Below are 25576 nucleotides of genomic sequence, written 5' to 3' on the forward strand. Positions count from 1 at the left end.
CCGGCCCCGCCGGCCCCGCCGCCGCCACCGGACGGCGGCCCCGGCCTGGGTGGATCAACGACGTCGCTCGCCGAGTGGGTAACCGGGCCCGACAGCCCGAACAAGACCCTGGACCGCTTCGGCGTCTCTGGCACCGACCTCGGAATCCTTTGGGACAACGGCGATCCCGCCAACCACCAGGCGCTGATGATCTTCGGCGATACCTTCGGCTACTGCGCCGTCAACGAACATCAATGGCGGTACAACGTACTGTTCCGTAGCCAGGACCGCGATCTGGGCGACGGAATCAACGTGACCCCCGGCGACCCCGCCAACAGATTCTCCGGATCGCCCATGCGCCAGGCCGGCTTCGCCAAGCAGCTGATCAGCAGCATCAAGTGGGCGCCGAAAGAGGACGGCATCATCCCGACCGCCGCCGTCTCCGTCGGCAAAACCCAATACGTCAACTTCATGTCCATCAGGGACTGGGGCCGCGACGGCGAATGGACCACGAACTACTCGGGCATCGCGGTATCCAACGACAACGGCCAGAACTGGGGCGTCTATCCCAACACCATCCGCGCGTCCGGACCGGACAGCGGCAGAGCCAGATTCATTGAGGGCAACGAGAATTTCCAGATGGGGGCGTTCCTGAAATCCAGTGACGGCTACCTGTACTCGTTCGGCACCCCACCCGGGCGCGGCGGTTCGGCGTTCCTGGCACGGGTGCCCCAACGGTTCGTGCCCGATCTCACCAAATACGAGTACTGGAACGGAGATTCGAATTCCTGGGTGCCGAACAAGCCGGCGGCGGCCACCCCGGTCATCCCCGGCCCGGTCGGCGAAATGTCAGCCCAGTACAACACTTATCTCAAGCAGTATCTGGTGATGTACACCAACGGCGCCAACGACGTGGTCGGCAGGACGGCGCCGTCGCCGCAAGGACCGTGGAGCCCGGAGACGATGCTGGTGTCGTCGTGGCAGATGCCCGGCGGCATCTACGCGCCGATGATGCACCCCTGGTCGACGGGCAAGGACGTGTACTTCAATCTGTCGCTGTGGTCGGCCTACAACGTGATGCTGATGCACACCGTGTTGCCGTAGCGCGGCGCTATGCGCGGCGCGGGTCGACGCCGGACCGGACCCACGCGTCGGCCGCCCAGGGTGTGTAGATCAGCCGCAGGGGAAGGCGGCTGATCAACGGATTCAGGGCGCGCATCGCCGCGGCAAAGCGCTGAAATCGCTTTTCCCGCTTGGCATTCCAGGCAAGGTCACACACCTCGCGCATTTGCGGCGGTAACGTGCCCACTACGACCAAGCGGGCGTATGCGTTCAGCGGTGCGGACAGGATGCGCCAGATCGGTCCCGGCACCTGGCGGGGACCGGGTATGCCCTTGCGCAGGTATCCGGTGCCGTACAGCACGGTCTTGTGCGGGACGAACCGGTCGAGCATGCCGTCCCAGTAGGCGACGAACTCGTCGTAGGTCTGCGGCTGGCCGCGGTCGCTGACGCCGTAGAGGCCGTACCAGACCTTGCTCTCGGCGAAGATCTGCTCCTTCTCGGCGCGCGACAGCCGCCGGATGAACATGTCGGTGTTGTAGATGACCTGATCGACGAATGTGGCGTGCGCCCAATAGAACAACTCCGGGTTCAAAGCGTGGTACCTGGACCCGTCGCCGATGGTGCCTTTGATCGGCTTGTGGAAATCGCGGACCGTGCGGCCCCATTTGTGCGGGTCGTCGGAGTAGATGGTCTTCATCAGCGGTGGCGCGGTGCGCTTGGCCCTGCCCAAGGTGTCGCTGAAGATCACCGAGTGGTCGAACACGCCCTGGGCGAGTTGCTCGATGCAGTTCTCGGTGCCGGCCACCCGCTGGAAGCCGAACAGCTGAGTGCGGTTGTCGCCGTAGAACTTCCAAATCAGCGAGCCGGGACCGAGCCGGGCGACGTCCGCGTCGTCACGATCGTCGAGGGGCATCGGCATGGCCTCGCGCACGCCGGTGTCGAAACTCAGTTCAGCCGTCACCGCCAACTCCCCACCCGTTGTGAAACAGTGGAACAAAAGCGTATCTTTGTTCCAGCCCAACCCAGCCCAGCCTAGCAGGTTGCATCCAGATTGCCGTGGGGGTCGTTGATCGATGCCAGACCGCAGCCCTGACGGCAATCTCGACGAAAGCATTCTGGACACCGCCCGCGCGGTCTTCGAAACCTACGGTGTGCGCCGGGCCAACATCGAAGACGTCGCCGCACGCGCCGGTGTCAGCCGCAGCACCATCTACCGCCGCTTTCCCACCAAGGACGAGCTGTTCGCACAGGTCGTGCGGCGCGAGGGTGAACGGTTCTTCGCCACCCTGGACCAGGCCACTAGAAACCGATCGGCCCGCCAGGCGGTCGTCGAGGCATTCGCCCTGGGCGTGCGCCTGATCCAGGATTCGCCGCTGTATTCGCGCATCGCCGAAAGCGAACCCGAGCTCTTCGGCCTGTTCTCCAGCTCGCACGTGTTCCCGATTACCCAATTCGCCGACGGCATCGCCCACACCCTGCGCCGCTGCGGCGCCGAGATCGCCGACGCCGACCTCGCCAACGTCGCCGACATCCTGCTGCGCGTCGCCGTCGGCATCATCATGTTCCCCACCGACCGCCTCGACACCTCTGATCAGGCGGCCGTGCGTGCATACGCCGCGAGGTATCTGGTTCCGATCATTAGCCTGTAACCGTGGCGCAGGCCCCGAGAACTCGCTACGCCAGGTGCGGTGACCCCGAACTAAACCTGGATATCGCCTACCAGGTTCTCGGCGAGGGTCCCATCGACCTGCTTGTCGTACCCGGCCCGTCAATCCCGGTGGACACGATCGACGCCGAGCCCTCGATGTACCGCTTTCACCGGCGGCTGGCGTCCTTCAGCCGGTTGATCCGGTTCGACCATCGCGGCGTCGGCCTGTCGTCCCGGGTTCCCTCCCTCGACCTGCTCGGGCCGCGGTCCTGGGCCGAGGATGCGATCGCGGTGATGGACGCCGCGGGCTGCGAGCGGGCCGCATTGCTCGGGTCCGGGTTCACCGCGACCACCGCTCTGGTTATCGCCGCCGAATACCCCGAACGGGTCAGCAGCCTGGTGATCGTCAACGGCTCGGCGCGAACGCTGTGGGCGCCCGACTACGACATCGGAACCCAGCCGGAGATCGCCGATCCCTTCATCAACATCGGGACCGAGCCGGACGCGGTCGAACGAGGCTTCGACGTGCTCGGCATTCTCGCGCCCAGCGTCGTCGATGATGACGCCTTCCGCTCATGGTGGGACCTGGCCGGCAACCGCGCCGCCTCGCCCAGCATGGCTCGCGGCTTCATCAGTGCCGTGCGCAACTGTGATGCGCGCGACTGCCTGGACGGGATCACCGCGCCGACGCTGATCCTGCATCGCGACGACACCCGGTTCGTCCCGTGCGCGCATGGTCGCTACCTCGCCGAACACATCGCCGGAGCGCGCTTCGTCGAGCTGGGCGGGTCCGACGCGCTGTACTGGGTCGGCGACACCGCGGCCATGCTCGACGAGATCGAGGAGTTCATCACCGGCGTCCGGGGCGGCGGCGAGGCCGAGCGGGTGCTGACCACGATCATGTTCACCGACATCGTCGGCTCCACCCGGCGTGCGGCCACCCTCGGCGACGAACGCTGGCGCGACCTGCTCGACAACCACGACAACCTGGTCCGGCACGAAATCCAGCGCTTCGGCGGCCGCGAGGTCAACACCGCCGGTGACGGCTTCGTCATGACGTTCACCAGCCCCAGCGCCGCCATCGCGTGCGCCGACGCCATCGTCGACGCGGTTCACGTACTCGGCATCGAGGTCCGGGTCGGCATTCATGCCGGCGAGGTCGAGATACGCGGTGCCCTTAAGAGCGACGTTGCGGGTATGGCCGTGCACATCGGTGCGCGGGTCTCGGCGCTGGCCGGTCCCAGCGAGGTGCTGGTGTCCGCCACGGTGCGCGATATCGTCACCGGCTCGCGGCACCGATTCGCCGAACGTGGCGAGCATGAACTCAAGGGCGTGCCCGGCCGCTGGCGCGTATATGCGCTGAGCAGAGCAGACGCGGCCGGCGATCGGGCCGAGCTGCGCCGGTACCCTGGCGGTACCGAATAAGCCGATCTGAGGAGAGCCGTGACGGCGCCGCTTGTAGAGGACTCCCACCTCGCCTCGGCGCGCCGCGTCCAGCTGGAAGTTTCGGGCATGTCCTGCGCGGCCTGCGCCGGCCGCGTCGAAGGCAAGCTGAACAAGGTCCCGGGCGTGCGCGCATCGGTCAACTTCGCCACCCGGCTGGCGACCATCGACGCCGTCGACATGGACGTCGACCAACTGTGCGAGGTGGTGCAGAAGGCCGGATACCAAGCGGCCCCGCGCACGGCCTCAGACGCCCGGGAAGCCAGGGATCCCGACGCCGCGCACGCTCGCAGTCTGCTGCGGCGGCTGCTGGTCGCGGCGGTGTTGTTCGTGCCGCTGGCCGACCTGTCCACGATGTTCGCCATCGTGCCCAGCGCCAGGTTCGCCGGCTGGGGCTATGTGCTGACCGCCCTGGCCGCGCCCATCGTGACCTGGGCCGCCTGGCCGTTCCACTCCGTTGCGCTGCGTAACGCGCGCCATCGCACCGCGTCCATGGAGACGCTGATCTCGGTGGGCATTGTGGCGGCCACCATCTGGTCGTTGTCGACGGTGTTGGCCCCCCGGCAGCCGCGGCCGACAAACGGCATCTGGCAGGCGATCCTGCACAGCGACTCGATCTACCTCGAGGTCGCCGCCGGAGTCACCGTCTTCGTCCTGGCCGGCCGCTACTTCGAGGCCCGCGCGAAGTCCAAGGCCGGCGGCGCGCTGCGGGCACTGGCCGCGCTGGGCGCCAAGGACGTCACGGTGCTGCTGCCCGACGGGGCCGAACTGGTGATCCCGGCCGCCGAACTGAAAAAGCAACAGCGCTTCGTGACGCGCCCGGGCGAGACCATCGCCGCCGACGGCGTCGTCCTGGACGGCACTGCGGCCATCGACATGAGCGCAATGACCGGTGAGGCCAAACCGGTGCGGGTAGGTCCGGACGCCGCCGTGGTGGGTGGCACCGTCGCGCTGGACGGCAGGCTGATCATCGAGGCGACCGCCGTCGGCGCCGATACGCAATTCGCCGCAATGGTCCGGCTCGTCGAGGAGGCGCAGGCCCAGAAGGCCCGCGCCCAGCGGCTCGCCGACCGGATCTCCGCCGTCTTCGTGCCAGTGGTCTTCGCCATCGCGTTGACCGCCGGCGCGGCCTGGCTGGTCAGCGGCGCCGGCGCGGATCGCGCCTTCTCGGTGACGCTCGGGGTGCTGGTGATCGCCTGCCCGTGTGCGCTCGGGCTGGCCACCCCGACGGCCATGATGGTCGCCTCCGGGCGGGGCGCGCAGCTCGGCATCTTCATCAAGGGCTACCGGGCGTTGGAGACGATCCGCGGCATCGACACCGTGGTGTTCGACAAGACGGGCACGCTGACCGTCGGGCAGCTGACGGTGACCAACGTGACGACGATCAGCGGCTGGGATTCGCAGCGGGTCCTTGCGCTGGCCTCCGCTGTCGAGGCGGCCTCCGAGCATGCGGTTGCGACGGCGATCGTCGCCGCTTGCGCGGACCCGGCTGCGGTCACCGAGTTCGTTGCGGTCGCCGGCCGCGGTGTGTCCGGAGCCGTGGACGGTCACCGCGTCGAGGTCGGCAAGCCATCCTGGGTAACCCGAGACCTGCCGGGCGACGCGGTGCTGGGATACGCCCGGTGCGACGGCGAATCCCGCGGCGAAACAGTGGTTTTCGTGTCGGTCGACGGTGTCGCCTGCGCTGCCGTCGCGATCGCCGATACCGTCAAGGATTCGGCCGCTGACGCCGTCGCCGCATTGCGCGAGCGCGGGCTGCACACCATTCTGCTCACCGGCGACAATCAGGCCGCCGCCGATGCGGTGGCAGCACAGGTCGGTATCGACACCGCCATCGCCGATGTGCTCCCGGAAGGCAAAGTCGAAGTGATCCAACGACTTCGCGCGCAGGGACGAACCGTCGCCATGGTCGGCGACGGCATCAACGACGGCCCCGCGTTGGCCGGGGCGGATCTCGGGTTGGCGATGGGGCGTGGTACCGACGTCGCGATCGGCGCGGCGGACATCATCTTGGTGCGAGACGATCTGCACATCGTCCCGCAGGCCCTGGACTTGGCCCGCGCCACCATGCGGACGATACGGATGAACATGATCTGGGCCTTCGGTTACAACATCGCGGCAATACCCATTGCCGCCGCGGGACTGCTCAACCCGCTGATCGCCGGGGCCGCGATGGCGTTCTCGTCGTTCTTCGTGGTATCAAACAGCCTGCGGCTCCGCACTTTTGCCGCTCACTAAGATGCGACGAAGGATGTGATGATGGCCGAACAGAGTTTCTCCGTCGACGGACTGCGCTGCGGGGGCTGCGTAGAGACCATTACCAACGCGTTGCTGGCCCTGCCGCCGGTCAGCGCCGTCGACATCGACCTGGACACCGATGGCACTTCCACAGTACGGATTTCGACCGATACCGAACTGACGCGCGATCAGGTTCAGGCAGCCCTTAGCGGCGACGGGAACTTCTCGGTAGTGGGTTAGCGGCGCATCCGCGACAACTCGCGAAGCATCGCGTTGTAGGCCTCCAGGTCGTCGTCGGCGTAGTCGCTGTCGGCGTGCCGGTCCTCGCGCGACGCGACCCGGCGATCCTGGCGCGCCCACTGCGTCACCAGCGCCACGATGACGATGACCACCGGCAATTCGGTTAGCGTCCAAGCGATTCCGCCGCCCAAATGCTGATCGGCGATAATGCTGCCCAGCCAGGGCAGGTTCACCGACCGGTAGAAGGTACCGCCTACCGCCGTCGACATGGTCATAAGTGCCACACCGAAGAACGCGTGGAACGGCATCACCGCGAACAGCAGACCGATCCGGCCGGGATAGGGCAGCCGGCGTGGGCCCGGATCGATACCGATGATGGCCCAGTAGAAAAGATATCCGACCAGCAGGAAGTGGATGGCCATGAACTCGTGGCCCCAGTGATAGCGGACCAGGGTATCGAAAATCGGTGTGAAGTAGACGATGTAGGGCGAGCCCACGAATAGGACGAACGCGACGACAGGGTGCGACAAGAACGTCGTCACCCGGGAATGCAGCAGCCAGGCCAGCCACTCCCGCGGACCGGGTGGCTGACCTTCACCGGCGGCGGGCAATGCCCGCAGCGCCAGCGTGACCGGTCCGCCGAGGACCAGCAGGACCGGGATGAACATGTTCAGCGTCATGTGTTCGGCCATGTGCACGCTGAACATCGCCGAGCCGTAGGCGCGCACACCCGAGCTGGCGGTGAATACCAGTGCTGCGCAACCGATCAGCCATGACACCAGGCGACCGGCCGGCCAGGAGTTGCCGGCCCGCCGCAGCCGGACGAAGCCCACCACGTAGACGACCGCGAGAACCAAGCCGGCCGTTCCGACGAAACCGTCATAGCGCCAAATGGTAAGCATGGTAACGACGGTCGGCGGTTGCGGCAGTTGATAGCCCAGGAACACATCCCACGCCGTGAACTGGTGGGTGAGCAGTCGCGGCGCGGTGGTAACGGCCATACCCGCGAGCGCCGCCCCGGCGGCCATCATCGCCAGCGCCGCGACGACGTCAGGAACAGCGCGCGCCGAGCGGCCGAACAGCCGCCAGCAGTCGGACAGCCACACCAGCGTCACCAGAACGCCCGCGGCAATGCCGAGGCGGCCGAAATCCGAACCGAGATCCCAGCCGGGGATCAGCAGATAGAGCAGCGCCGCACCGTACACCAGCGCCACTGCCCCACTGACAACCTGCGTGACCTGCACCGCGCGGTTGGGCGTCGCGGCCGCCAAGGCGGCGGTGATCTTCAGTCCGGTCAACAGGGCCACCGCGACCGCGAAGACGATGGCGGCGCTGGTCGCGTAGTCATGGTCGGGCCCCTGGCCGGGGTTGCCGGTCACCACCGTGGCGACGACGGCGACCGCGGTGGGAACCAGCAGCACGCAGTGACCAAGCCAGCGCGTGCTGAACCGCATCGTCACCGTGACCACCAGCGCAAAAACAGCGACCAGACACCACGCCGGGGCGGTCTCGGATGCACTGATGGCGTCGGGCAGTGCACCACTGGACACCAGCCGCCCCGGCGGCACTCCGCAGTCGTGCGATGCCTGAATCACCACCATCGCCAGGGCGATCACCAGCCACGCCGGTGAAACCCGCTCTAGCACAAGGTGAATGCGAAAGGCCGCGGGATCGATCAGGCCGTCTTGCTGCGGCCGTGCCGTCATGACCACGTAGCACAACGCGCCGAGAGTGATTGCGCCCAGCAGGGAGCCGACGAAGTACCCGACCGGTTCGGCGATGCCGACGAAGGCGCCGGGGTAGGGATTGCCGGCCTCGGCGAAGCGGCGTGGCCCCGACACCAGGCCGTAGCCGGCCAAGGCGGCCGTGATGGCCAGAAACCCAGCCAGTAGACCAACCCGCGCCGCGATCGAGGGCCCGGCAACGTGCGCAGCCGAGGACGCATCTTCGGCCGGCCGGTCATTCTTCACCCCTGCAGCTTACGGCCGTGCAGCGTCAGCGACCGAACGCATAGTCTTGGTGACCGCTGTACCCGGCACGGTATCCGAACCGCGAAAGCAGGCCCATTACGTGATCGCTGACCTAGCGCTTCGTTGGCTGGTCACCGGCCTGTCCCTGCTCAGTGGCACCGGATTCCTGGTGCTCATCGACCGCCGCTCGTGGATTTCTGCGCTGAGCCACGGTTGGCACGTCGCGATGGCAATCGCGATGGCCGTGATGGCCTGGCCGCAGGGGCTTGCGCTGCCCGTGAAGCTGCCTGAGGCCTTTTTCCTGGTCGGTGGGCTGTGGTTTGTCATGACGGCTGTGGTTGCCGCACGGCGGCTGGCCCAGCGGCTGGTGTGCGGCTACGGCGCGGCGACGATGTTCGCGATGACCTGGATGTATGCCGTGCACGGTCAGCTGCGGCCCGGCCACGTCAGCGTCCCCGAGCAGCACCACGGACATCACCACATGGTGCCGGGCGAGGAGATGACCGCGACCGACGTGCACGCCGCCGGCGATTGGCCGGGCTGGATCGACGCCGGCAACGGGATCTGGACGGCCGTCTTCGTGTGCGCCGCGCTGGCGTGGAGCTACTGGTTCGTCACGCAACGCGGTGCCCGGCGGCGCCGGCGCCTGTCGCTGGCAACTGCGGTTCAGGCGATGATGGCCGCCGCGATGGCGATCATGTTCGGCACGACGCTGTTGCAGGGCTGAGGCCGCGGGTTAACAGCTCCCGCAACGACAGTGGGGTCGCGACGAGCGCACCGACAGGTTCGACGCCAAGGTCGATGGTGGGATATTGCGCCAAATGCTCGGCGTAAGAGCGCGGCCCCAGCATCCTGCCCAAGCTGGCCCACGCATCCACCACCGACCACCGGCGCGGGTTGCGCTTTGCCCAATCGCTTTGATCCAGTAGGCATTTCCACTTTGTGACGTCGAGTTCGTCCAGCCCGTAGCCACTGAGCAGTTCCGCGTAGGCCAGCGCCTGCCCGTGAACTACGGTGATGCCGCGGCCCAGTTCACCTCCACCGCTTACCTCCGGCAGCAGGCCCAAGATGGCGGTTGCCGCCGCTCGGCCGGTGGTGACCTCTTCGGTCAAAGTCAGCTCCGGATAGGCCCCCATCGCGATGCAGGCATCGACGACTGAGACCAGAACGTCGGCGGAGTCGTGCAATTGGTAGTCCTCGCCGAGTACCCGCGGCAGGCGCGCGATGGTGAAGTCGATCGGCGCGGTGGCTACCACCAGCTCCGCGAGCGACTTGGACGCCGCATAGGGATACGGCGATTCACGGGGATCGGTTACTCGCGGGGCGCTGACATCCGCGTTGACGACGAAGGTCGACAACTGCACCAACCGCGTACCGCGGATGGCGCATGCCTCGGCAATCGCCGAGACCAGCGCCACGTTCGCCGGTCGTAGTTCGCGATAGGGCACAACCACATTGGTGTTGCCGATGCAGTTGATGACGGTTCCGGCATCCGTTAGTAACGCGTCCAGTTCAGCGGCACCGAGTTCGGTAGGGAGCGTGACGACCCGAACTCCGTCGAGGGCGTTGAGTGCGGTCCACGGATTGCGTTCCGGGAGCGAGGATCTGGTGGCGAAGACGACGTCCGGCAGCAGCGCCCCCGAATGTTTGAGGTCGAGCACCGCTCGGGCGAATCCAGTGCCGAGAATTCCGGACGCGCCGAGTACGACTATTGCCTGCCCGCCGCCGGTGTTCGGCAACGTCGGGGCCCGCGGCCGCGACAGCGCCGCAAGATCGCCCTCGATCTCGGCTGTCACACCAGAACCCAACTCGCACACCAGGTTCGAAGCGGTGTCAGCGCTGATCAGATCCAGAATGGAGAGTTGCCGGCCCAGGTACCGCCGCGTGTCGGGCAGTATTCTGATCAGGTCGAGCGAGCCGATCCCCTCATCGAGTAGCGACGATTCCGGCCGGATCGTCCGGCCGAGGTGCAGGCTCCAGACTTCGGCGAGCCCTGTCGCCGTCGCGTCCGTCTCGTCGTCTCGCAGCGGGGCGGGGACGCCGGATGTGGTGTGCAGACCGCCGCTGTCTAACTTGCCGTTGGGCTTTCTCGGGATATTCGCCACTGCCACAACGAAGAACGAAGACACACCCAGACTCACCAGCTTGCGCCTGATCCGCGCGGCCACCGCATCGTCCTCGGCATCCTGGCGAGTCCGCGGGGTTTCGAACCACACCCCGAGACGGCCGGCGTGCAGCTCGACGGCGACATCGGACACCTCGGGGTCCTCGGCGATGCGCCGGGTTACCTCGGCGGTATCCACTCGCTTGCCGGAGATCTTGACGATGGCGTCTCTGCGTCCGGCGAATACCGGAAAACCGCTGCCGTCAAAGGTCACTCGGTCGGCTGTGGCGAAGGCGCGGCGTCGCGAGCCGTCACTGGCGGTGACGGTGCCGAAGCCGCCGCCGGCGCCGAGATAGCCGGCGGCCACCGGGTTTCCGACGATGACGATTTCACCGAAGGCGACGAACACCGTGTTCGCCACCATCGGCCGACCCAGCCTGAGCCGAGCCTCCCGTTCGACGGCGCCTTCGCCGACGATCGGCACGTGGGTGGCGACGACGGTGGCCTCAGTCGGGCCGTAGCTCGACAACAGCGAAATCCTGTCTCCGGCAATGGCAACCCACTTGTCGACCGCGCTGGGCCGGATCGCTTCCCCGCCGACGACCACCTGCCTGAGTTCCGAGCGGCAGAGCGCCGAGACGGCATCGGCGTCTTCACACAATAGGTGCCAGACCGCGGTCGGCAGATCGACGACGGTCGCCTTGCTGGCGACGACATCTCGGGCCAGTGCCTGCACGTCTCCCGTGCGGGTGGCCGCCGAGCGAATCACCTCGGATCCGCAGAACATGCCGCAGCAGATCTCCTCCACGCTGATGTCCGACGTCAGCGGTGCGCACTGCAGGACGGTGTCATTCGGGCCCCACCCATAGGCGCGGCCGGCCGCGTCGCAGAAGAGGGCGAGCGACCCGTGAGGGATCGGAACGAGTTTGGGTTCTCCGGTCGAGCCCGAGGTCGGCATGACGTACGCGGTCTTGCCGGCCAGCGAGTTATCCTGTGCCACTTGGGCGATGCGCGCATCGGCCAGCGCCCGCAGCTCTTCGTCGGACCGGGTAGCCAGGCGGGCGGCAGCGACGTCAACCGTGCGCGCCGAAACTCCGCGCGCGCCAAGCGCCGCCACGCGTGCGGCCACCTCGTCGACGGAGTCACAGACGCTGTAGCCGCAGCCGGCAAGGTGTGCCGCCAAGAGGAGGTCGACGGTCTTGTCGGTGTTGTCGTCGGTGCACACCACGACATCGCCCGGCATCGCGCCGCTGCGCACCAACCAGGCGATCCATGCATAGACGTGGCGGCGCCGCGCGAGAATGAGCTGGATGTCGACTGCCGGATCCAGAAACCAGGCGGGGGCCCGCGGCTCGTCTGCGACCGCCCAATCGGCCTGGCAACACGCACCTTCCGGGCCGATCTCGATCCACTCGTCGACGGTCATGGCGATCGGCAGCTGCCACATCGTCGCCATCGTTTCCAGCGCCGCGGCGATGCGCTGCGCGACCTGACGCGGTGTCGTCGTCGCGGGCAGATCGGCCCGGTCCCAGATGCCGATGTCGAGGGTGCGCTGGCCTTCGTCCAGAACGCACGCCACCGTCATGCCTTCGACCGGCCCGATATCCGTGGCAACCGGCATTTGCGCCAGGAACGGCCGCAGCCCCGGCGCGCATGGCTCGCGAATGAAGTTGAGGGTCAATGCCGCCACGCCAGACGTACGGTTTATCGCCAAATACATTCGGCGGTAATGCTCTTCACGAAGCCACCGGCGTCTTACCGCTTTGACATAGCCGCGGTCAAGCACTCGGACGACATCGCGCACCGAGGCGAACGCGGGAAACCGCACCGAGTGCACAACCGAGTTGACCAGACATGTCGCAACATTCAGTTCGGGATCGCCGAACCTGTTGTCCACCGCGTGTACGAGCAGGCTGGTGGTGTGCTGCCGAAGGCTGGCGTGCACCGCAACCGCGGCGGTAGCAACCAGCACGTTGAGCGGCACCTGCTCGGCGTCAGAAAGCCCGGCAAGTGCGTCAAAAGCATTGCCGGAGAGTCGCACTGACTCGCACAGCACGCCCCTGGCCGCTGACCCCGTAATCTCGCTCGATGCGTGGTCGCCGTCGCGCGCCTGGTCGACAAGCTCGCGTTGCACCACATCGGTCAGACGCAGTAGCGAATCCTGCACTTTCGCCGACTCACGGCGATGCGCCTGCTCCAGCTTGGCCAGTCCGGCTGCCCTACAGAGGCTCTCGGGCGCGCTCCCGGCCGCGAGGTGCCGGGCCAGGCCGTCCTCCACGATTCCCGTCGCGCCGCCATCGAGCAGGATGTGATGGGTGTAGACGTCCAGGCCCGACACACGGCCGTCCTGGTCGGTTCGCACGGCATAACGCGCGAGTGGCTGGACGAGAATCCCGGCCGCCCAGTTGCCGACGAGCTCATTGCGGTCTGTTTGGCACCGATCGTCGGACCGCACGCGCACGATGTCGCCGAACTGCAACGACCCCACCAGCTCCGGATAGTCACCTTCGGCCCCGGAAGCCTGAAGCACACAGAGGTGCACGGGGTTCTCGAGGATGGTCGCGGCCAGCGCATCCAGGAATGCCGTGAGCTCCAGAGGATGGAACCGATAACTCTTGCCGATCAGATACAGCTGGGGATCGCTATCCTGCAGTACCCCGTGGTAGATGTTCTGTTGCGACCTACTCAGCGGAATCCGTTGCACGCCAACTCCCGAGCCCAGCCCGCAATCGACAGGTTTTCGGCTAGGCGGGACGGCAATTCCGATTCCCGGTCGACCCCGAGCTGCTTCATCAGCAGCACGAACCGAACAGAGTCCAGCCCGAGGTCCCTGAGATCGGTCGCGTCGCCGTCGACAAGATCCGCTTCGTCGATGTACAACACCTCACAGACAGCGGCGAAGACCTTGTCCCGCACCGTTTCAACCAGCAACGGTTGCTCCGTTTGCCGCCGCTGCCAACGACACTCGCATGACCTTGCCGGACTGCGTTCGTGGGATTTCGGCGACCAGCACGATTGTCGACGGGCGGGCCATCGACTCCGATTCATCGCGATAACGCGCCGCGATCGCCTGCTTGAGCTTGCGCGCCGCTGCCTCGTCCAGATCTGCCGACGCGACCACGGCCAGACCCACCAGGGCGCCGAACTCCGCGTCGGGAATCTCGTAGCATGCGGCCTCGCGGACTCCCGCGACACCTTCGGCGATGCGGTCCACCTCATCGGGCGCGATGTTCACCCCGCCGGAGATGATCATCTCCGACGATCTGCCCTTGATGTAGAAGAAGCCGTCCTCGTGCCGCTCCAACAGATCGCCGGTGTTCACCCAGCCGTCAACGAGAACCTCTCGGGTGCGTTCGGGATTGTTCCAGTACCCCAGCATGTTTGCCGGTGACCTTATCCACAACGTTCCGAACGCGGACGACGGCGGTGCTCCCGGTGCGGTTGGGCTGCTGCCCTGGCCGCCGGCTAGATACACCTCTACGCCGGGGTAGGGCCGGCCCACCGCGCCCGCCTCGATCTTGGTGATCGAGCCGGAGTCCGTCGGCAAACACAAAGCGGTGCAACCGGTTTCACTCAACCCGTAGACCTGAGCGGTACGAACCCCGGTGGATTCGATGAATCGTACATCGGCCGCAATGGCCCGCGAACCGCCGTAGCCAACCAGGCGCAGTGACGGAGAAACGCCGGCGTCACCAGACTTCAACTCGGACACCAGCTTCGAGAGCAGCGTTGGCACCAGGCACGTCGTCGCCACGGCGTTCACGTTCAGCAGCTCCAGCAGGGACGCCGTGTTCTCACCCCCGGTGATGCACACCCCGCCGCGCATCAAACAGGTAAGAATCCACCACAATCCGCCAATGTGTGTGGCCGGCAACGGTGAATAGGTGGTTTCGCCGTCGACCCAGGTGATCCAGTCCAGTCCCGCGTCGCGAAGAGTGTCCGGGATGGCGTAGAACGTGCGGTTGGCCAGCAGCACCGCCTTCGGCTCGCCCGTCGTGCCGCTGGTGAAAATCATCGCCAGCGGATCCTCGGCACCCAGTTCCGAGGGCCACGCCACCTCGGCAGGCGAGACGGGATCCGCTGCGGCAACGGTCAAATCGACGGAGAGAGTGGGCGCCGACCGTAACCCGTCGGGCAGCGCGGTGGCGCCGATTCTGCTCCCCCGCGTGATGAGAACCGCGGCCGGCCCGGTGATTTCACCGAACCGCCCGATGGTGGCGCCTGGCAGATTGGCGTCCGCCATGACGGCGATCGCGCCGATCCGAGCGCAGGCCAACACCGACAGGTATGTCTCGGGGCCGTTGTCCGCGATGACGAGGACCCGCGATCCACGGGACACCGACCGCGCATGAAGATCGGCGGCTAGTATCTCCGCTTCGGCGACGAGCCGTCGATACGGCACTGCGCTTGTTCCGTCGCAGCGGCGCAAGGCGATTGCTTCGGGTCGTTGCCGCGCCTGGTCGTAGATCCGTTCCCATACGGTGTGCTTCACGGGATGTTCAGGGCGGCCAGCTCGATCTCACCGGACGCGGAGCCGCCGTCCTCGTCCCAGAACTCGATGGCACAGGGCACCAGCAGATAGCGCAATGCCCGGTCGATGACTCGAAAGTCCTTGCACAGCAAGCGTGCGGAGAATTTCTGCGCGTTGATCGGCCTGCGGAAGCGCGTCGCCGTGGTCTTGATCAGCATGCTGGGCAACTGGTAGTCGAAGTAGTCCGCGATCGACCAACCCCGAAGCACCGGAATCTCCTCATTGAGAATGGCCGGGGCAAAAGCGCTGTAGGCGAGCTGGTTGAAGCACAGGATCAGCTCCGCCGCGTTGAAGTGCCCGGTGCTGCGAATGTAGGCGGATTCGGCGATGGTGAAATTTCCATATGCCAGAACCGAGTCGGGAGTTGCTCGGTATTGCGCGTCGAGCAGGTAGCGAGAGCCCTTGTAGGAGTAGGGCTCCAGCACCCGGCACAGCAGTTCCTCGGTGATCGGGGCTGTCTCGGCGGAATCCAGTACCACTGGCGTCGACTCGGTCAGGTCGGTGGTGCTCATACCGCGTACCCCGGTGTCTTGAGGCCATCCAGCATGGTGAGGCGATGCGTGGTCAGGGTGCCACTAGCGGTGCCGTGCTTCGCGCGATGCATGAGAACCCTGTTGTCCCACAGGATGATGTCGCCGACCTCGTAGTGCTGGGTGTGGATGAACGGGGACTTGTACTCGGTGTCGAGCTGGCCCGTCGCGGCCATGAGTCCCTGCAGCACGGATGGATCCAGCAGGTTTCCGTCTTTGTCCTCGATCGACGTGGTACCCGTCGCGCAGATGTAGAGGATTTCCTGCTTGGTCTTGGGATGGCGAATCACGGTGGGCCACTTGATCGGTGGTGTGGTCCGGTTGATTTCGTCCCACACTTCACCGATGGGCTTGTACACGTCGCGTGGGCGGATCTTGATGTGCCGGCGCGGATCGTGGGTGCTGAACGTTCCGCGAGCCGGGTCCTGCTGCGCTGCGGGCAGCGATTCCCACACCTTGTTGAGGTCGATGAAGTACGTCCCGCGGTCGGGGCCGGGTACCGCCAGCGGCAGCACCATGGAGAACGCGAACGGTTCCGGCATGAACATGTAGTCGATGTGCCAGAACGCGCCGGTCCTCGGCACCCCCTGGCCTTCCTCGGTGGACGAGACGAAGATCTGCGGATATTCCTTGTGGTGGTAGACCGGTTCGTAATAGGTGACGATTTCACCGATGATGTTGCCGAGCTTGATGAATTCCTCCGGAGACGGATGCACGTCTTTGAGAACGACGAGTTTGTGTTCGTAGACGATGTCGCGGATCTCTGCCGTGGTGATGTCGTCCAGGTTCTTGGGATCGATGCCGGTGACTTGCGCCCCAAGCCCCTCGCCTTTCACGTTGAGCGTCCTGAGCGTCATGGACTGTCTTCTCCTCGGTCATTTCGTGGCAGTAGGGCGCACCGACATTGGCGCGGCCTCGGGCACTACGAGAACAGTCGGACACGGCGGCGAAAAGTTCCCTATCCGGCGCCGGCCGATCGCTCGGCGCCGAGTGGCCAGGTAGTGGGAAGCACCGGGACGGTAATGCTCGCGCTGTCCGGCGACCGCTGGACGATTCCGGTGGCACCCGCATTGGTGGTGGGCGCGGTGCCGGTGAAACCGAGCGGCCCGGCGCCCTGGCTACCGGCCAACAGGGTGTCGAATTCGTTGGTGCCGAGCGGGTCGGCATCGTCGCCCGTGGTGGCGGTCGCGTCCAGGAATTCGTCACGGTAACCATGCGCTCCGGACGTGCTCCTACCGCGCCGCCGGCGCCGCTGCCGGGCGGGCACACCCAGTCGACCTGCGGCAGCGGCCGCGACGCTGTCCTTGGCGTGCGCGCTCGATTCGGTCCCGGCCTTCGGGCCGAAGCCCACGGCGGGGGGAGTCAGACCGGGTATTGCGTAGCCGATGCCGACCGCCGGGGCAGTGCTGCTAGCTGTTGCCGCAGCCGGGGTGCCGGGTGCTGTCGTGCTGGTTTGCGATCCCGCGGTGAAGGCGGCCGACCCGCCTGAGGCCGCCACCACCCGAGCGCCCGAACCAGCCTGCTGGCCGGAATTCGGCGCCGCGGCAACCGGAATCGCTCCGGCCGCGGGCGCTGTGTTCAGCAGCAACGCCAGGGCGCTCAGGGCACTCAAAGCGGGTGCGAAGAACGGCAGCAGCAACAAGCCGTACGACGCGTAATACGGATACCAGAGGAAGTCGTACAACTGCAGGGCGATTACGGCGAGAAGGACGGCAACGGCGGGACTGAACCCCATTCGCTGGAAGAACTCGAGAAAATATTTGTACGGATTGGCGATGAAATCCAGGATGTCCTTGAAGAGTTGAACGAGCCAATTCGGAATGGCCTGCGGGACACTTTCGGCTTCGGCCCAGGGTACCAGGATGGTTGGCGCCGGCTGGGTGGGCGGTATCGCCGACGTCGCCGCCGCACTGATGGCCTGATAGGTGGCCATGGTTTCGGCGGCTTGCACCCACATCCGGACGTAATCGGCCTCGTTGAGGGCGATCGGGATGGTGTTCATCCCGAAGAAGTTGGTGGCGGTCAGGACGCCGTGGGTCAGGTGATTGGCGGCCAATTCCGCCAAAGTCGGCATGGCGGCCAGGGCGCTGCTGTACGCGGCGGCGACGGTTTCGTGCTGTAGGGCGGTGACCGCGCTGTCCATCGAGGTCCGTTCCAGCCAGGCCAGGTACGGGCCGTGCGCGGCCACGTACTGGGCGCCGCTGCTGCCCTGCCAGCTACTGGCGGCGACCTCGGCCAGCAGCTGACCCAATTCCGCGGCCGCCCGCGCGTATTGACTGCTGAGTTCGTGCCACTGCGCAGCGGCAGCCAGCAATGATCCCGGACCTTGCCCGGCGCTCAACAGAGTCGAGTGCACCTCGGGAGGCAAAGCCATCCACGCCATCCCCATCAGGGCTATCTTGAACCTCCTTGCCCTCCATCACTTGCCGTGTAGTCGGCTACAGCGGGGCGAAAGTTCCGGCCGGGCGCTATATATAGTTCATCCGTGCCAGTCATCGATGCCCGTCATCTCGACGGCATATCCGAAACCGCGCTGCTCACACTGCATCAACGGGCAACCGAAGCCGCACGCGCCGACGGCATCATCGACGACGCGACGGCCATCGCCCTGCGCGACGGCCTCGACTACGACTACCAACACTTCGGCCGGACGCACCAGGCTACTGCCCTGCGGGCCTTGGCATTTGACGGCGCGACCCGCCAATACCTGGCCAGCAATCCGCGCGCCACTGTGGTCGCCCTCGCCGAGGGGCTGCAGACCAGCTTCTGGCGCCTCGACAACGGCCGGCTGAACTGGCTTTCGGTGGACCTCGAGCCCATCGTGGCGCTGCGCCGGCAGCTACTGCCGCCGTCGGACCGGTTGCGTTACTGCGCCCAGTCCGCGCTGGAGTACTCGTGGATGGACCAGGTCGACGACACCAACGGGGTGCTGATCACCGCCGAGGGGCTATTCCAGTACCTACAGCGTGAGGCGGTGTTCGATCTGATCGCGGCCTGCGCTAAGCGATTTCCGAACGGCCAGTTGGTCTTTGACAGCATCCCGTGGTTTTTGAGCGTGTACTCGCAGCGGCGCGGCTTCCGGCTCAGCGAGCACTACACGGCACCGGCGATGCCATTCTGGTTCACCGCCAACCAATATGACGAACTGCGCGCCATCGACGGCATCCGCACAGTGCGGGAACTTCCCGCGCCACCCGGACGGGGCAAGTTGCTGCGCGGCGCTATTTCGTTGCTGTACAAGCTGCCTGCGCTCGACCGGTTGCGGGCGCCGGTGACGGTCGTCGAATTCGGTTGATCCGCCGCTAGGGACCCCTGCGCGATATCGCCTGCGATATCGCAATTCAAAAGGCACTCATGGTTGAGACCGGCGCTCCCGGGCAATAGTGCCCTTCAAAAGGCGATATCGCAGGCGATATCGCGGTTCGAATCTGGATCGGACACGGCGTCCTTCCAGGTCAAGGTCGCTAGGCCGCCGATCCGTCGGTCGGCCACAAATGGCCGCGCCGACGGCCGCGAGATGCATTGGGCGGCAACACGATATCAGGATCTTCGGCCACGCCGTCCAACGGCGGCCGGGGAGCCGAAACGCTTCGCCACACCGCGATCGCCAGCACCGCGCCGATCAGGACCGGGACGTGCGTCAGGATCCGCATGGCAGAGACGGCACCCGACAGTGCATCGACGACGACATAGACCGACAGGACACCGACGAACACCGTCAACACGCCGGCCAGACCGGCAGCCGCGCGCGGCCACAACGCCGCACCGATCATGACCACGGCCAGTGCCACCGACCATGAAGTGGATTCGTTGAGCAGATGGCTTGCGGAACCGGCCGGGTGCCCATGCGCCAGCCCCACTCTCAGGCCTAGCCCCTGTACGACCGCCAGGACAAGCTGCACGACTCCCACGCCCAGCAACGCCCAGCGCGACCAACTCATCCGCACCCGCCGCCGCGACGGGACCCGCCCGATCCCAACAGGGCCGAGAGCGGTGATCACCGCCCGGGATTCGACCAGCCGGCGCAGCGAGCGCGCCTGGTCTGCCGCCTGATCAAACCAATCGCGGCAGTCGGCACACTGCTGGACGTGCTCGTCAACTCGCGCCGAGGGCACCGGCTCGCGCTCGCCGTCGAGCCTGGCCGACAACGCTTCGCGCGCAACCTCGCAATCCATGCCTTAATAGTCGCGCATTCTCGGCGAAATGTTCCCGGGATTTCCGGCCCCGAAGTTGCGCAATCGCAAGCTGTTTGACACGACGAAGAACGACGAGAGCGCCATGGCCGCACCGGCGATCAGCGGGTTGAGCAGACCCGCGGCGGCGATCGGAATGGCGGCAACGTTATAGCCGAACGCCCAGAGCATATTGACCTTGATCGTGCGCATCGTCGCGGCGGCCAGACCGAGCGCCAACGGCACCACATCGAGGTTGTCGCGAACGAGGATGATGTCGGCGGCGCCGATCGCGACGTCGGTGCCGCGCCCGATCGCCATGCCAAGGTCGGCGCACGCCAGCGCCGGTCCGTCGTTGATGCCGTCGCCGACCATGGCGACGACGCGCCCGCGCGCCCGCAACTGCTCGATGACGTCGACCTTGCCTTCGGGCAGGATGTCGGCGATCACCTCGTCGATGCCGACGCGCGCGGCCACCGCCGCCGCCGACGCCGGGTTGTCACCGGTCAGCAGCACGGTCCGAAAGCCACGATCGTGCAGTGCCGTCAGCGCGGGGGCGGCCGAGTCCTTCACCGCGTCGGCCACCGCGACGACACCGCACAGGTCACCGTCGACCTCAACGAAAACCGCTGTTTCGCCGCGGGATTCGGCAACCCGGCGCGCCGCGACCAAAGCCGGCGAGCCGCAGGAGGGTGCGACCCACGACGGTTTGCCGACGCGGACCGTCCGTCCGTCCACGCTGCCGCTGACGCCGCGGCCGGCCACGGCACGGAAGTCGGCCACCGTTGCGCGCTGCTGTGCGGCGGCGGCGATCGTCAGCCCCACAGCGTGCTCGGAGGCCGCCTCCACCGTCGCCGCCAGTTCGAGTACCTCGTCGGCATCCCAGCCGGGTGCGGCCGTCACCGCGCTCACCGTCAACTGGCCCGTCGTCAGCGTGCCGGTCTTGTCGAACACGACCGTGTCCACCGCGCGAGTGGCCTCCAACGAGCGGTGGCCCTTGAGGAAGATCCCGAGTTGGGCGCCGCGGCCGGAGGCGACCATCATGGCGGTCGGGGTCGCCAGTCCCAGCGCACACGGACACGCGATGACCAGTACGGCGAGTGCGGCCGAGAAGGCCCGGTCGGCGCCGCCGCCGGCGATCAGCCAACCCGCTGCGGTCACTGCCGCCACCAGGAGAACGCACGGAACGAACACCGAGGCGATCCGGTCCGCCAGTCGCTGAGTGTCGGCCTTTTGCGCCTGCGCGTGCTCGACCAGCCGAACCATGCCGGCGAACTGGGTATCGGCGCCGACGGCGGCGGCCTCCACGATCAGCCTGCCGTCGAGCACGGTGGTGCCGCCGATCGCCTGTGAACCGGGATCCACCCGGATCGGTTTGGCTTCGCCGGTCATCGCGCTCAGGTCGACGCTGGCCGATCCTTCGACCACCAAACCGTCGGCGGCGATCGTCTGACCCGGGCGCACCACAAAGCGCTGCTGTTCTTCGAGTTCGTCGGCCGGGATGACCAGTTCGGATCCGTCGGGCTGCAGCACGGCGACATCCTTGGCGCTCAGCGCGGCCAACGCCCGCAGCGCGCCGCCCGCCTTGGATTTGGCCCGCGCCTCGAAATAGCGCCCCGCCAGCACGAACACCGTGACACCCGCGGCGACTTCGAAGTAGATGGCGTCGCTGCCCAGCAACGCTTGCCATACGCCCTGGCGTTCGGTGACCCGATGCTGGCCGAACACGGTGTACAGCGACCACACGGTGGCCGCCGTGATTCCGACCGAGATCAGCGATTCCATGGATGCGCTGCAGGTATGCAGGTTGCGCAGCGCCACCTTGTGGAACGGCCACGCCGCCCAGGTCACGACCGGCAGCGCCAGCGCGGTGAGCACCCACGCCCAGCCGGTGAAACGTGAGCTGGGCACCACCGCGAACATCACCGACAGATGAGCCAGCGGCACGAAGAACACCGCGGCCACGCCCAGCCGAAGTAAGAGGTAGCGCGCGTGCCGAGCGTCGGGATCGCTGTCGTAACTGCCGCCGGCCGGGTGTACCTGGGCCTGGTAGCCGGCCCGCTCGATGGCCTCGCACAGCGCGGCGGTGCTGGTCTGCTCGTCGGCCTCGACGGTTGCCACCCGGGTGGCGAAGTTCACCGAGGCCCGTACGCCGGGCAGCGCGTTGAGCGTCGACTCGACGCGGTTGGCGCAGGATGCACACGACATCCCCGTGATCTCGAGCTGTACCAGCTGCTCACGCACCGAATGTGCGTCAGTCGCCGCGATCGTCATCGACATCCTGGGCCCTCACCTCCTGCCAACCGCGTCCCGCATAGACAACTCACATACAAGAGTCGTCACAGCCCGGCAATGAGTTCCCTGCATGTTCGCAGCCGTCATGGCCTAGGCTCAACTCCCGTGGCGACAGGCGGCGATGACGACCAAATTACTTCCCTCGCCAAATCAGCCGGCCGGGGCGACCGGGCCGCACTCTCGGAATTCATCCGTGCCACCCAGCGCGATGTCTGGCGGACCGTCGCCTATCTCGCCGATCCGGCCAGCGCCGACGACCTGACCCAGGAAACCTTCCTGCGCGCGATCGACGCGCTGCCGCGCTTTGCCGGCCGTTCGACGGCGCGCACTTGGCTGCTGTCGATCGCGCGACGGGTGGTCGTCGATCAGATTCGCTATAACAAGAGCCGGCCCCGCCTGTCCCACGTGGCCGACCTCGACGATGCGTTCGGGCGCGACCGGCGTGGCACTCGCATCGAGAACATGGTGGAGATCCGCATATTGCTGGACGGGCTGGAGGCCACCCGCCGCGAAGCCCTGGTGCTCACCCAGGTCCTGGGCCTGTCGTACGCCGAAGCGGCCGAGGTCTGCGGATGCCCCATCGGCACGGTACGGTCCCGGGTGGCCAGGGCCCGTGACGACCTGCTGCGCGCGGCCAACGAGAGCGACTGCGCCGGCTAATTCGCTTGCGCTACTTGCGTTTTAGCGCCGGATGGTTGCGCGCCAGGAACGGCAGCATCAATTCCGGTGGTGCCACCCTGAATAGCGACGACGAGATCCGGTTGGCCAGACCCGGGACGACGACGGCCTTGCCGGCCGCCAGACCGTCGATGCCGGCCTGGGCGACTTTGTCCGCGGGGACCCACATGATCTTGGGCAGCGCGGCATCGGCTTCCTCTTTGCTGAAGCCGGCCGCCTCGCCGAATCCGGTGTCCACCGGCCCCGGGCACAGTGCGGTCGCGGTGACTCCGGTGCCGCGCAGTTCACCACGAAGGCTGTGGGTGTAGGACAACACGAACGCCTTGGCAGCGCCGTACGCCGCTTGTCCGGGCAGCGGGCCGAAGGCGGCCACCGATGCCACGTTGAGCACGGCACCCCGGTGCCGTTCGACCATTCCCGGCAAGAACCTGCTGCACAGGTCGACCACCGCGGCGACGTCGACTTCGACCAGGTTAAGTTCTTTCTCCGGAACCGATTTCGCGACCACTCCGGTGGTGGACAGCCCGGCGTTGTTGACCAGTATGTCGGGAACCAGGCCCAGCGCCGAGACGCGATCCAACAGGCTCGCCCGGTCGTTTCGGTCGGACAGATCGCCGGGCAGCGGGTGTGCGTCGGCACCCAGCCGCCCGGCGATCTCCTCGAGCTTTTCGACGCTGCGGGCCACCAGGACAACCTGATAGCCGCGCTGGGCAAGTATGCGGGCGAATTCCTCCCCAATGCCCGACGAGGCACCGGTGACAATGGCAGCGCGGTCTTTTCCTGGTGGTGGGAGAGCCATACGAGGACCGTACTCGCCGGGCCCCGCGGTTGCACCGACCTCAGCTCGCCCGCAGCGCCTCGACCGGCGAACCTACGCGCTTCCCGGGCCCGTCGGCGCGAGCGTGGGCAGCACGCACAGTAGGACGCGCGCCGACCTGGCCGCGACGTCTTTGAGGAAGCGCTGGAAGTCCAGACCCGAGTCGGTACCGGCCAGATCGGACAGGCCGCGGACGACGAGCCAAGGCACGCCGAAGGATTCGCAGACTTGCGCCAGCGCACCACTTTCCATGTCGACCGCGACACCGCCGAGGTCGTTGTGCAGCCGGATACGGGTCGGCTCGCAGTGCAAGTACTGGTCGCCGGTCAGGACGGTGCCGTAGGTGATGCGCGGTGGGCACCCTTCGTCCGGAACATTCGACAGCGCCGGCAACGTGATACCGGCAAGACGGCGTTTGACGCGAGCCATGAGCTCGGGGTCGGGCTCATAGCCAAGCCGCTCGGTCCGGTTGATGAACGGAATGTGGCCGGGCTGATAAGTATGCAGCTGCTCGTTCATGGTCAGGCCGAAATCGTGCTGCACCACCCGGTCGGCGATCACGATGTCGCCGATGCGCAGCCGCGGATCCAGCCCCCCGGCAACTCCGGTGAAAACGATTGCGCTGCAATGGAACCGATCGACGAGCAGCGTAGCGACCAGCCCCATGTTGACTTTGCCCATGCCTGAGGCGACCAACACCACCGGTTGCCCGTCGAGTTCCCCGCTGTCGAAGGCGATCTGAGCCACCGTCGTGCGTTCGGTGTCGCGCAGGCGGCCGCGCAGATACGTCAACTCCGGCGGAATTGCGCAGATGATGCCGATCGCCACGCGCGTGATTGTACGGCGGATCAGCGCTTCACAATTCGCGCTGTCGCGTCGGCGGACGAGACGTCGTGTCCAGCAGTGCACCGGACGTTGGGCACCAAGGGTGCGCCGCAGCCTTCGTGAACCAGTTCCATCGCACTGGCGTCGCCTTGCAGCTGCCTGCCGAACTCGATCAGGCTGACCAGCACCGGATACAGGTCACGGCCGCGGTCGGTCAGCACGTACTCGTAGCGGGTGCGCTGCCCCGGCTGCCGATACGGCTGCTTGATCAGCAGCCCGGCGTCGACAAGCTGGCGCAGCCGCTTGGCGGCGATCTGCTCGGTCACCCCGGCGCGGCGGGCCAATTCGTCGAAACGTCTTGCACCCCAGAATGCTTCGCGAAGCAACACCATCGCCGAGTGGGTGCCGATCAGTTGCAGTGCCCGCTCCATCGGGCACCAATCGGCGACCGTCCAGCGATCCCGGTCGGCGAGCGGACCCGACAGGTTCATGGCGCGGGATTGAGAATGAGGCAGTTGCTCGTCGCGGTCGCCAGCAGCTTGCCGGTGTGACTGGTAAGCACCGCTTCCGCCAAGGCGGTGCGCCGCCCCAGATGCTTGACGGTTCCCGTGCAGCTGACCGGTCCGGTATCGACGCTGATCGCCCCGATGAACCGAACCGACAGGTCCAGGCTGGTGTAGGCGACGCCGGCCGCCAACATGCTGTGCACCGCGCAGGCCGCGGCCGAGTCCAGCAGCGTGGCATAAACCCCGCCGTGTACCGAGCCGATCGGGTTGTAGTGCGACTCGGTTGGCGTCATCGTGAACACCGCTTCGCCCTTGGCGACCGATTCCAGCCGCGCGCCCAGCGTCTGCATGATCGGCGGTGGCGGTAACTCCCCATCGACCATGGCCTGTAGAAACTCCAGGCCACTGCGGCCAGGGGCGGCTCGGGCCGTGATCGTGGGATCTGCCCATTCGATCAACCGGGTTCGTTCCATATTCGTTGTGCCGCAAGCCGTGTTGCCCATGCTCACATACTCACCGCTGACTAAACCCTAGTCAA

The 25576-nt window shown here is 66.5% G+C and carries 22 protein-coding genes; 8 read left to right on the top strand and 14 right to left on the bottom strand.

The features are described from left to right. On the top strand, positions 1 to 1083 hold a 1083-nt coding region (locus tag BST12_RS18875), incomplete at its 5' end, for a glycoside hydrolase family 183 protein (RefSeq protein WP_139801772.1). A 7-nt stretch (positions 1084 to 1090) separates the two neighbouring features. Here the strand turns inward: BST12_RS18875 and BST12_RS18880 are convergent. Next, complete coding sequence (locus tag BST12_RS18880) at positions 1091 to 1960, bottom strand: oxygenase MpaB family protein (RefSeq protein ID WP_083114699.1); 870 nt, start codon at positions 1958 to 1960, stop codon at positions 1091 to 1093. A 154-nt stretch (positions 1961 to 2114) separates the two neighbouring features. On the opposite strand from BST12_RS18880, the gene BST12_RS18885 reads away from it, so the two are divergent. Genes BST12_RS18885 through BST12_RS18900 form a run of 4 tightly spaced genes read left to right on the top strand, consistent with a single transcriptional unit; the run spans position 2115 to position 6610 of the window. Next, the gene (locus BST12_RS18885) at positions 2115 to 2690 is read left to right on the top strand and encodes a TetR/AcrR family transcriptional regulator (RefSeq protein WP_083114661.1); all 576 of its coding nucleotides are present in this window, start codon (positions 2115 to 2117) and stop codon (positions 2688 to 2690) included. 2 nt (positions 2691 to 2692) lie between these two features. Then, complete coding sequence (locus BST12_RS18890) at positions 2693 to 4114, top strand: adenylate/guanylate cyclase domain-containing protein (RefSeq protein WP_083114662.1); 1422 nt, start codon at positions 2693 to 2695, stop codon at positions 4112 to 4114. Between the two features lie 18 nt (positions 4115 to 4132). Beyond that, complete coding sequence (locus BST12_RS18895) at positions 4133 to 6370, top strand: heavy metal translocating P-type ATPase (protein ID WP_083114663.1); 2238 nt, start codon at positions 4133 to 4135, stop codon at positions 6368 to 6370. Between the two features lie 21 nt (positions 6371 to 6391). Further along, positions 6392 to 6610: a heavy-metal-associated domain-containing protein gene (locus tag BST12_RS18900; RefSeq protein WP_083114701.1), complete on the top strand. Its 219-nt coding sequence runs from the start codon at positions 6392 to 6394 to the stop codon at positions 6608 to 6610. On the opposite strand, the gene BST12_RS18905 is transcribed toward BST12_RS18900, so the two are convergent. Continuing rightward, on the bottom strand, positions 6607 to 8520 hold the full coding sequence (locus BST12_RS18905; RefSeq protein WP_245850431.1) for a cytochrome c oxidase assembly protein: 1914 nt from the start codon (positions 8518 to 8520) through the stop codon (positions 6607 to 6609). The two genes, BST12_RS18900 and BST12_RS18905, sit on opposite strands and share 4 nt — an antisense overlap. Positions 8521 to 8629: 109 nt before the next feature. Between BST12_RS18905 and BST12_RS18910 the strand changes: the two genes are divergently transcribed. Beyond that, the gene (locus BST12_RS18910; protein WP_170062155.1) at positions 8630 to 9307 is read left to right on the top strand and encodes a DUF5134 domain-containing protein; all 678 of its coding nucleotides are present in this window, start codon (positions 8630 to 8632) and stop codon (positions 9305 to 9307) included. Here the strand turns inward: BST12_RS18910 and BST12_RS18915 are convergent. The 6 genes from BST12_RS18915 to BST12_RS18940 all read right to left on the bottom strand — a co-directional run bounded on the left by BST12_RS18915 (position 9276) and on the right by BST12_RS18940 (position 18119). Further along, complete coding sequence (locus BST12_RS18915) at positions 9276 to 13388, bottom strand: AMP-binding protein (protein WP_083114665.1); 4113 nt, start codon at positions 13386 to 13388, stop codon at positions 9276 to 9278. The genes BST12_RS18910 and BST12_RS18915 overlap by 32 nt on opposite strands. Further along, positions 13370 to 13600: an acyl carrier protein gene (locus tag BST12_RS18920; RefSeq protein WP_083114703.1), complete on the bottom strand. Its 231-nt coding sequence runs from the start codon at positions 13598 to 13600 to the stop codon at positions 13370 to 13372. Before BST12_RS18920 ends, BST12_RS18915 begins: the two co-directional genes overlap by 19 nt. Before the next feature lie 4 nt (positions 13601 to 13604). Beyond that, the gene (gene fadD10 / locus BST12_RS18925) at positions 13605 to 15176 is read right to left on the bottom strand and encodes a fatty acid--CoA ligase FadD10 (RefSeq protein WP_083114666.1); all 1572 of its coding nucleotides are present in this window, start codon (positions 15174 to 15176) and stop codon (positions 13605 to 13607) included. Beyond that, positions 15173 to 15727, bottom strand: a complete 555-nt coding sequence (locus BST12_RS18930) for an FcoT family thioesterase (protein WP_083114667.1) — start codon at positions 15725 to 15727, stop codon at positions 15173 to 15175. Before BST12_RS18930 ends, fadD10 begins: the two co-directional genes overlap by 4 nt. Beyond that, positions 15724 to 16602 (bottom strand): (3R)-3-[(carboxymethyl)amino]fatty acid oxygenase/decarboxylase, encoded by an 879-nt coding sequence (gene scoE, locus BST12_RS18935; RefSeq protein ID WP_083114668.1) that lies wholly within the window; start codon positions 16600 to 16602, stop codon positions 15724 to 15726. Before scoE ends, BST12_RS18930 begins: the two co-directional genes overlap by 4 nt. 101 nt (positions 16603 to 16703) lie before the next feature. After that, positions 16704 to 18119 carry a PPE family protein gene (locus BST12_RS18940; RefSeq protein ID WP_083114704.1) on the bottom strand — a complete coding sequence of 472 codons (1416 nt, stop codon included), beginning with the start codon at positions 18117 to 18119 and terminating at the stop codon, positions 16704 to 16706. Positions 18120 to 18230: 111 nt separating this feature from the next. Between BST12_RS18940 and BST12_RS18945 the strand changes: the two genes are divergently transcribed. Beyond that, on the top strand, positions 18231 to 19040 hold the full coding sequence (locus BST12_RS18945; RefSeq protein WP_083114669.1) for a class I SAM-dependent methyltransferase: 810 nt from the start codon (positions 18231 to 18233) through the stop codon (positions 19038 to 19040). Positions 19041 to 19209: 169 nt separating this feature from the next. Here the strand turns inward: BST12_RS18945 and BST12_RS18950 are convergent, their stop codons facing one another. Both BST12_RS18950 and BST12_RS18955 read right to left on the bottom strand, forming a co-directional pair. After that, positions 19210 to 19920: a zf-HC2 domain-containing protein gene (locus BST12_RS18950; protein WP_083114670.1), complete on the bottom strand. Its 711-nt coding sequence runs from the start codon at positions 19918 to 19920 to the stop codon at positions 19210 to 19212. A 3-nt stretch (positions 19921 to 19923) separates the two neighbouring features. Further along, on the bottom strand, positions 19924 to 22191 hold the full coding sequence (locus BST12_RS18955; RefSeq protein ID WP_211281305.1) for a heavy metal translocating P-type ATPase: 2268 nt from the start codon (positions 22189 to 22191) through the stop codon (positions 19924 to 19926). A gap of 126 nt (positions 22192 to 22317) precedes the next feature. Between BST12_RS18955 and sigC the strand changes: the two genes are divergently transcribed. Next, complete coding sequence (sigC, locus tag BST12_RS18960) at positions 22318 to 22872, top strand: RNA polymerase sigma factor SigC (protein WP_083114672.1); 555 nt, start codon at positions 22318 to 22320, stop codon at positions 22870 to 22872. Positions 22873 to 22882: 10 nt separating this feature from the next. On the opposite strand, the gene BST12_RS18965 is transcribed toward sigC, so the two are convergent. The 4 genes from BST12_RS18965 to BST12_RS18980 all read right to left on the bottom strand — a co-directional run bounded on the left by BST12_RS18965 (position 22883) and on the right by BST12_RS18980 (position 25496). Further along, complete coding sequence (locus tag BST12_RS18965) at positions 22883 to 23689, bottom strand: SDR family NAD(P)-dependent oxidoreductase (protein ID WP_083114673.1); 807 nt, start codon at positions 23687 to 23689, stop codon at positions 22883 to 22885. Between the two features lie 72 nt (positions 23690 to 23761). Next, positions 23762 to 24535 carry a 5'-methylthioadenosine/adenosylhomocysteine nucleosidase gene (locus BST12_RS18970; RefSeq protein WP_083114674.1) on the bottom strand — a complete coding sequence of 258 codons (774 nt, stop codon included), beginning with the start codon at positions 24533 to 24535 and terminating at the stop codon, positions 23762 to 23764. Positions 24536 to 24555: 20 nt separating this feature from the next. After that, positions 24556 to 25023: a winged helix-turn-helix transcriptional regulator gene (locus BST12_RS18975; RefSeq protein ID WP_083114675.1), complete on the bottom strand. Its 468-nt coding sequence runs from the start codon at positions 25021 to 25023 to the stop codon at positions 24556 to 24558. Continuing rightward, positions 25020 to 25496, bottom strand: a complete 477-nt coding sequence (locus tag BST12_RS18980; RefSeq protein WP_211281302.1) for a PaaI family thioesterase — start codon at positions 25494 to 25496, stop codon at positions 25020 to 25022. The genes BST12_RS18975 and BST12_RS18980 overlap by 4 nt, the downstream gene beginning before the upstream one ends. Positions 25497 to 25576 lie beyond the last annotated feature (80 nt).

It is taken from the genome of Mycobacterium angelicum, assembly GCF_002086155.1.
Classification (GTDB): domain Bacteria; phylum Actinomycetota; class Actinomycetes; order Mycobacteriales; family Mycobacteriaceae; genus Mycobacterium; species Mycobacterium angelicum.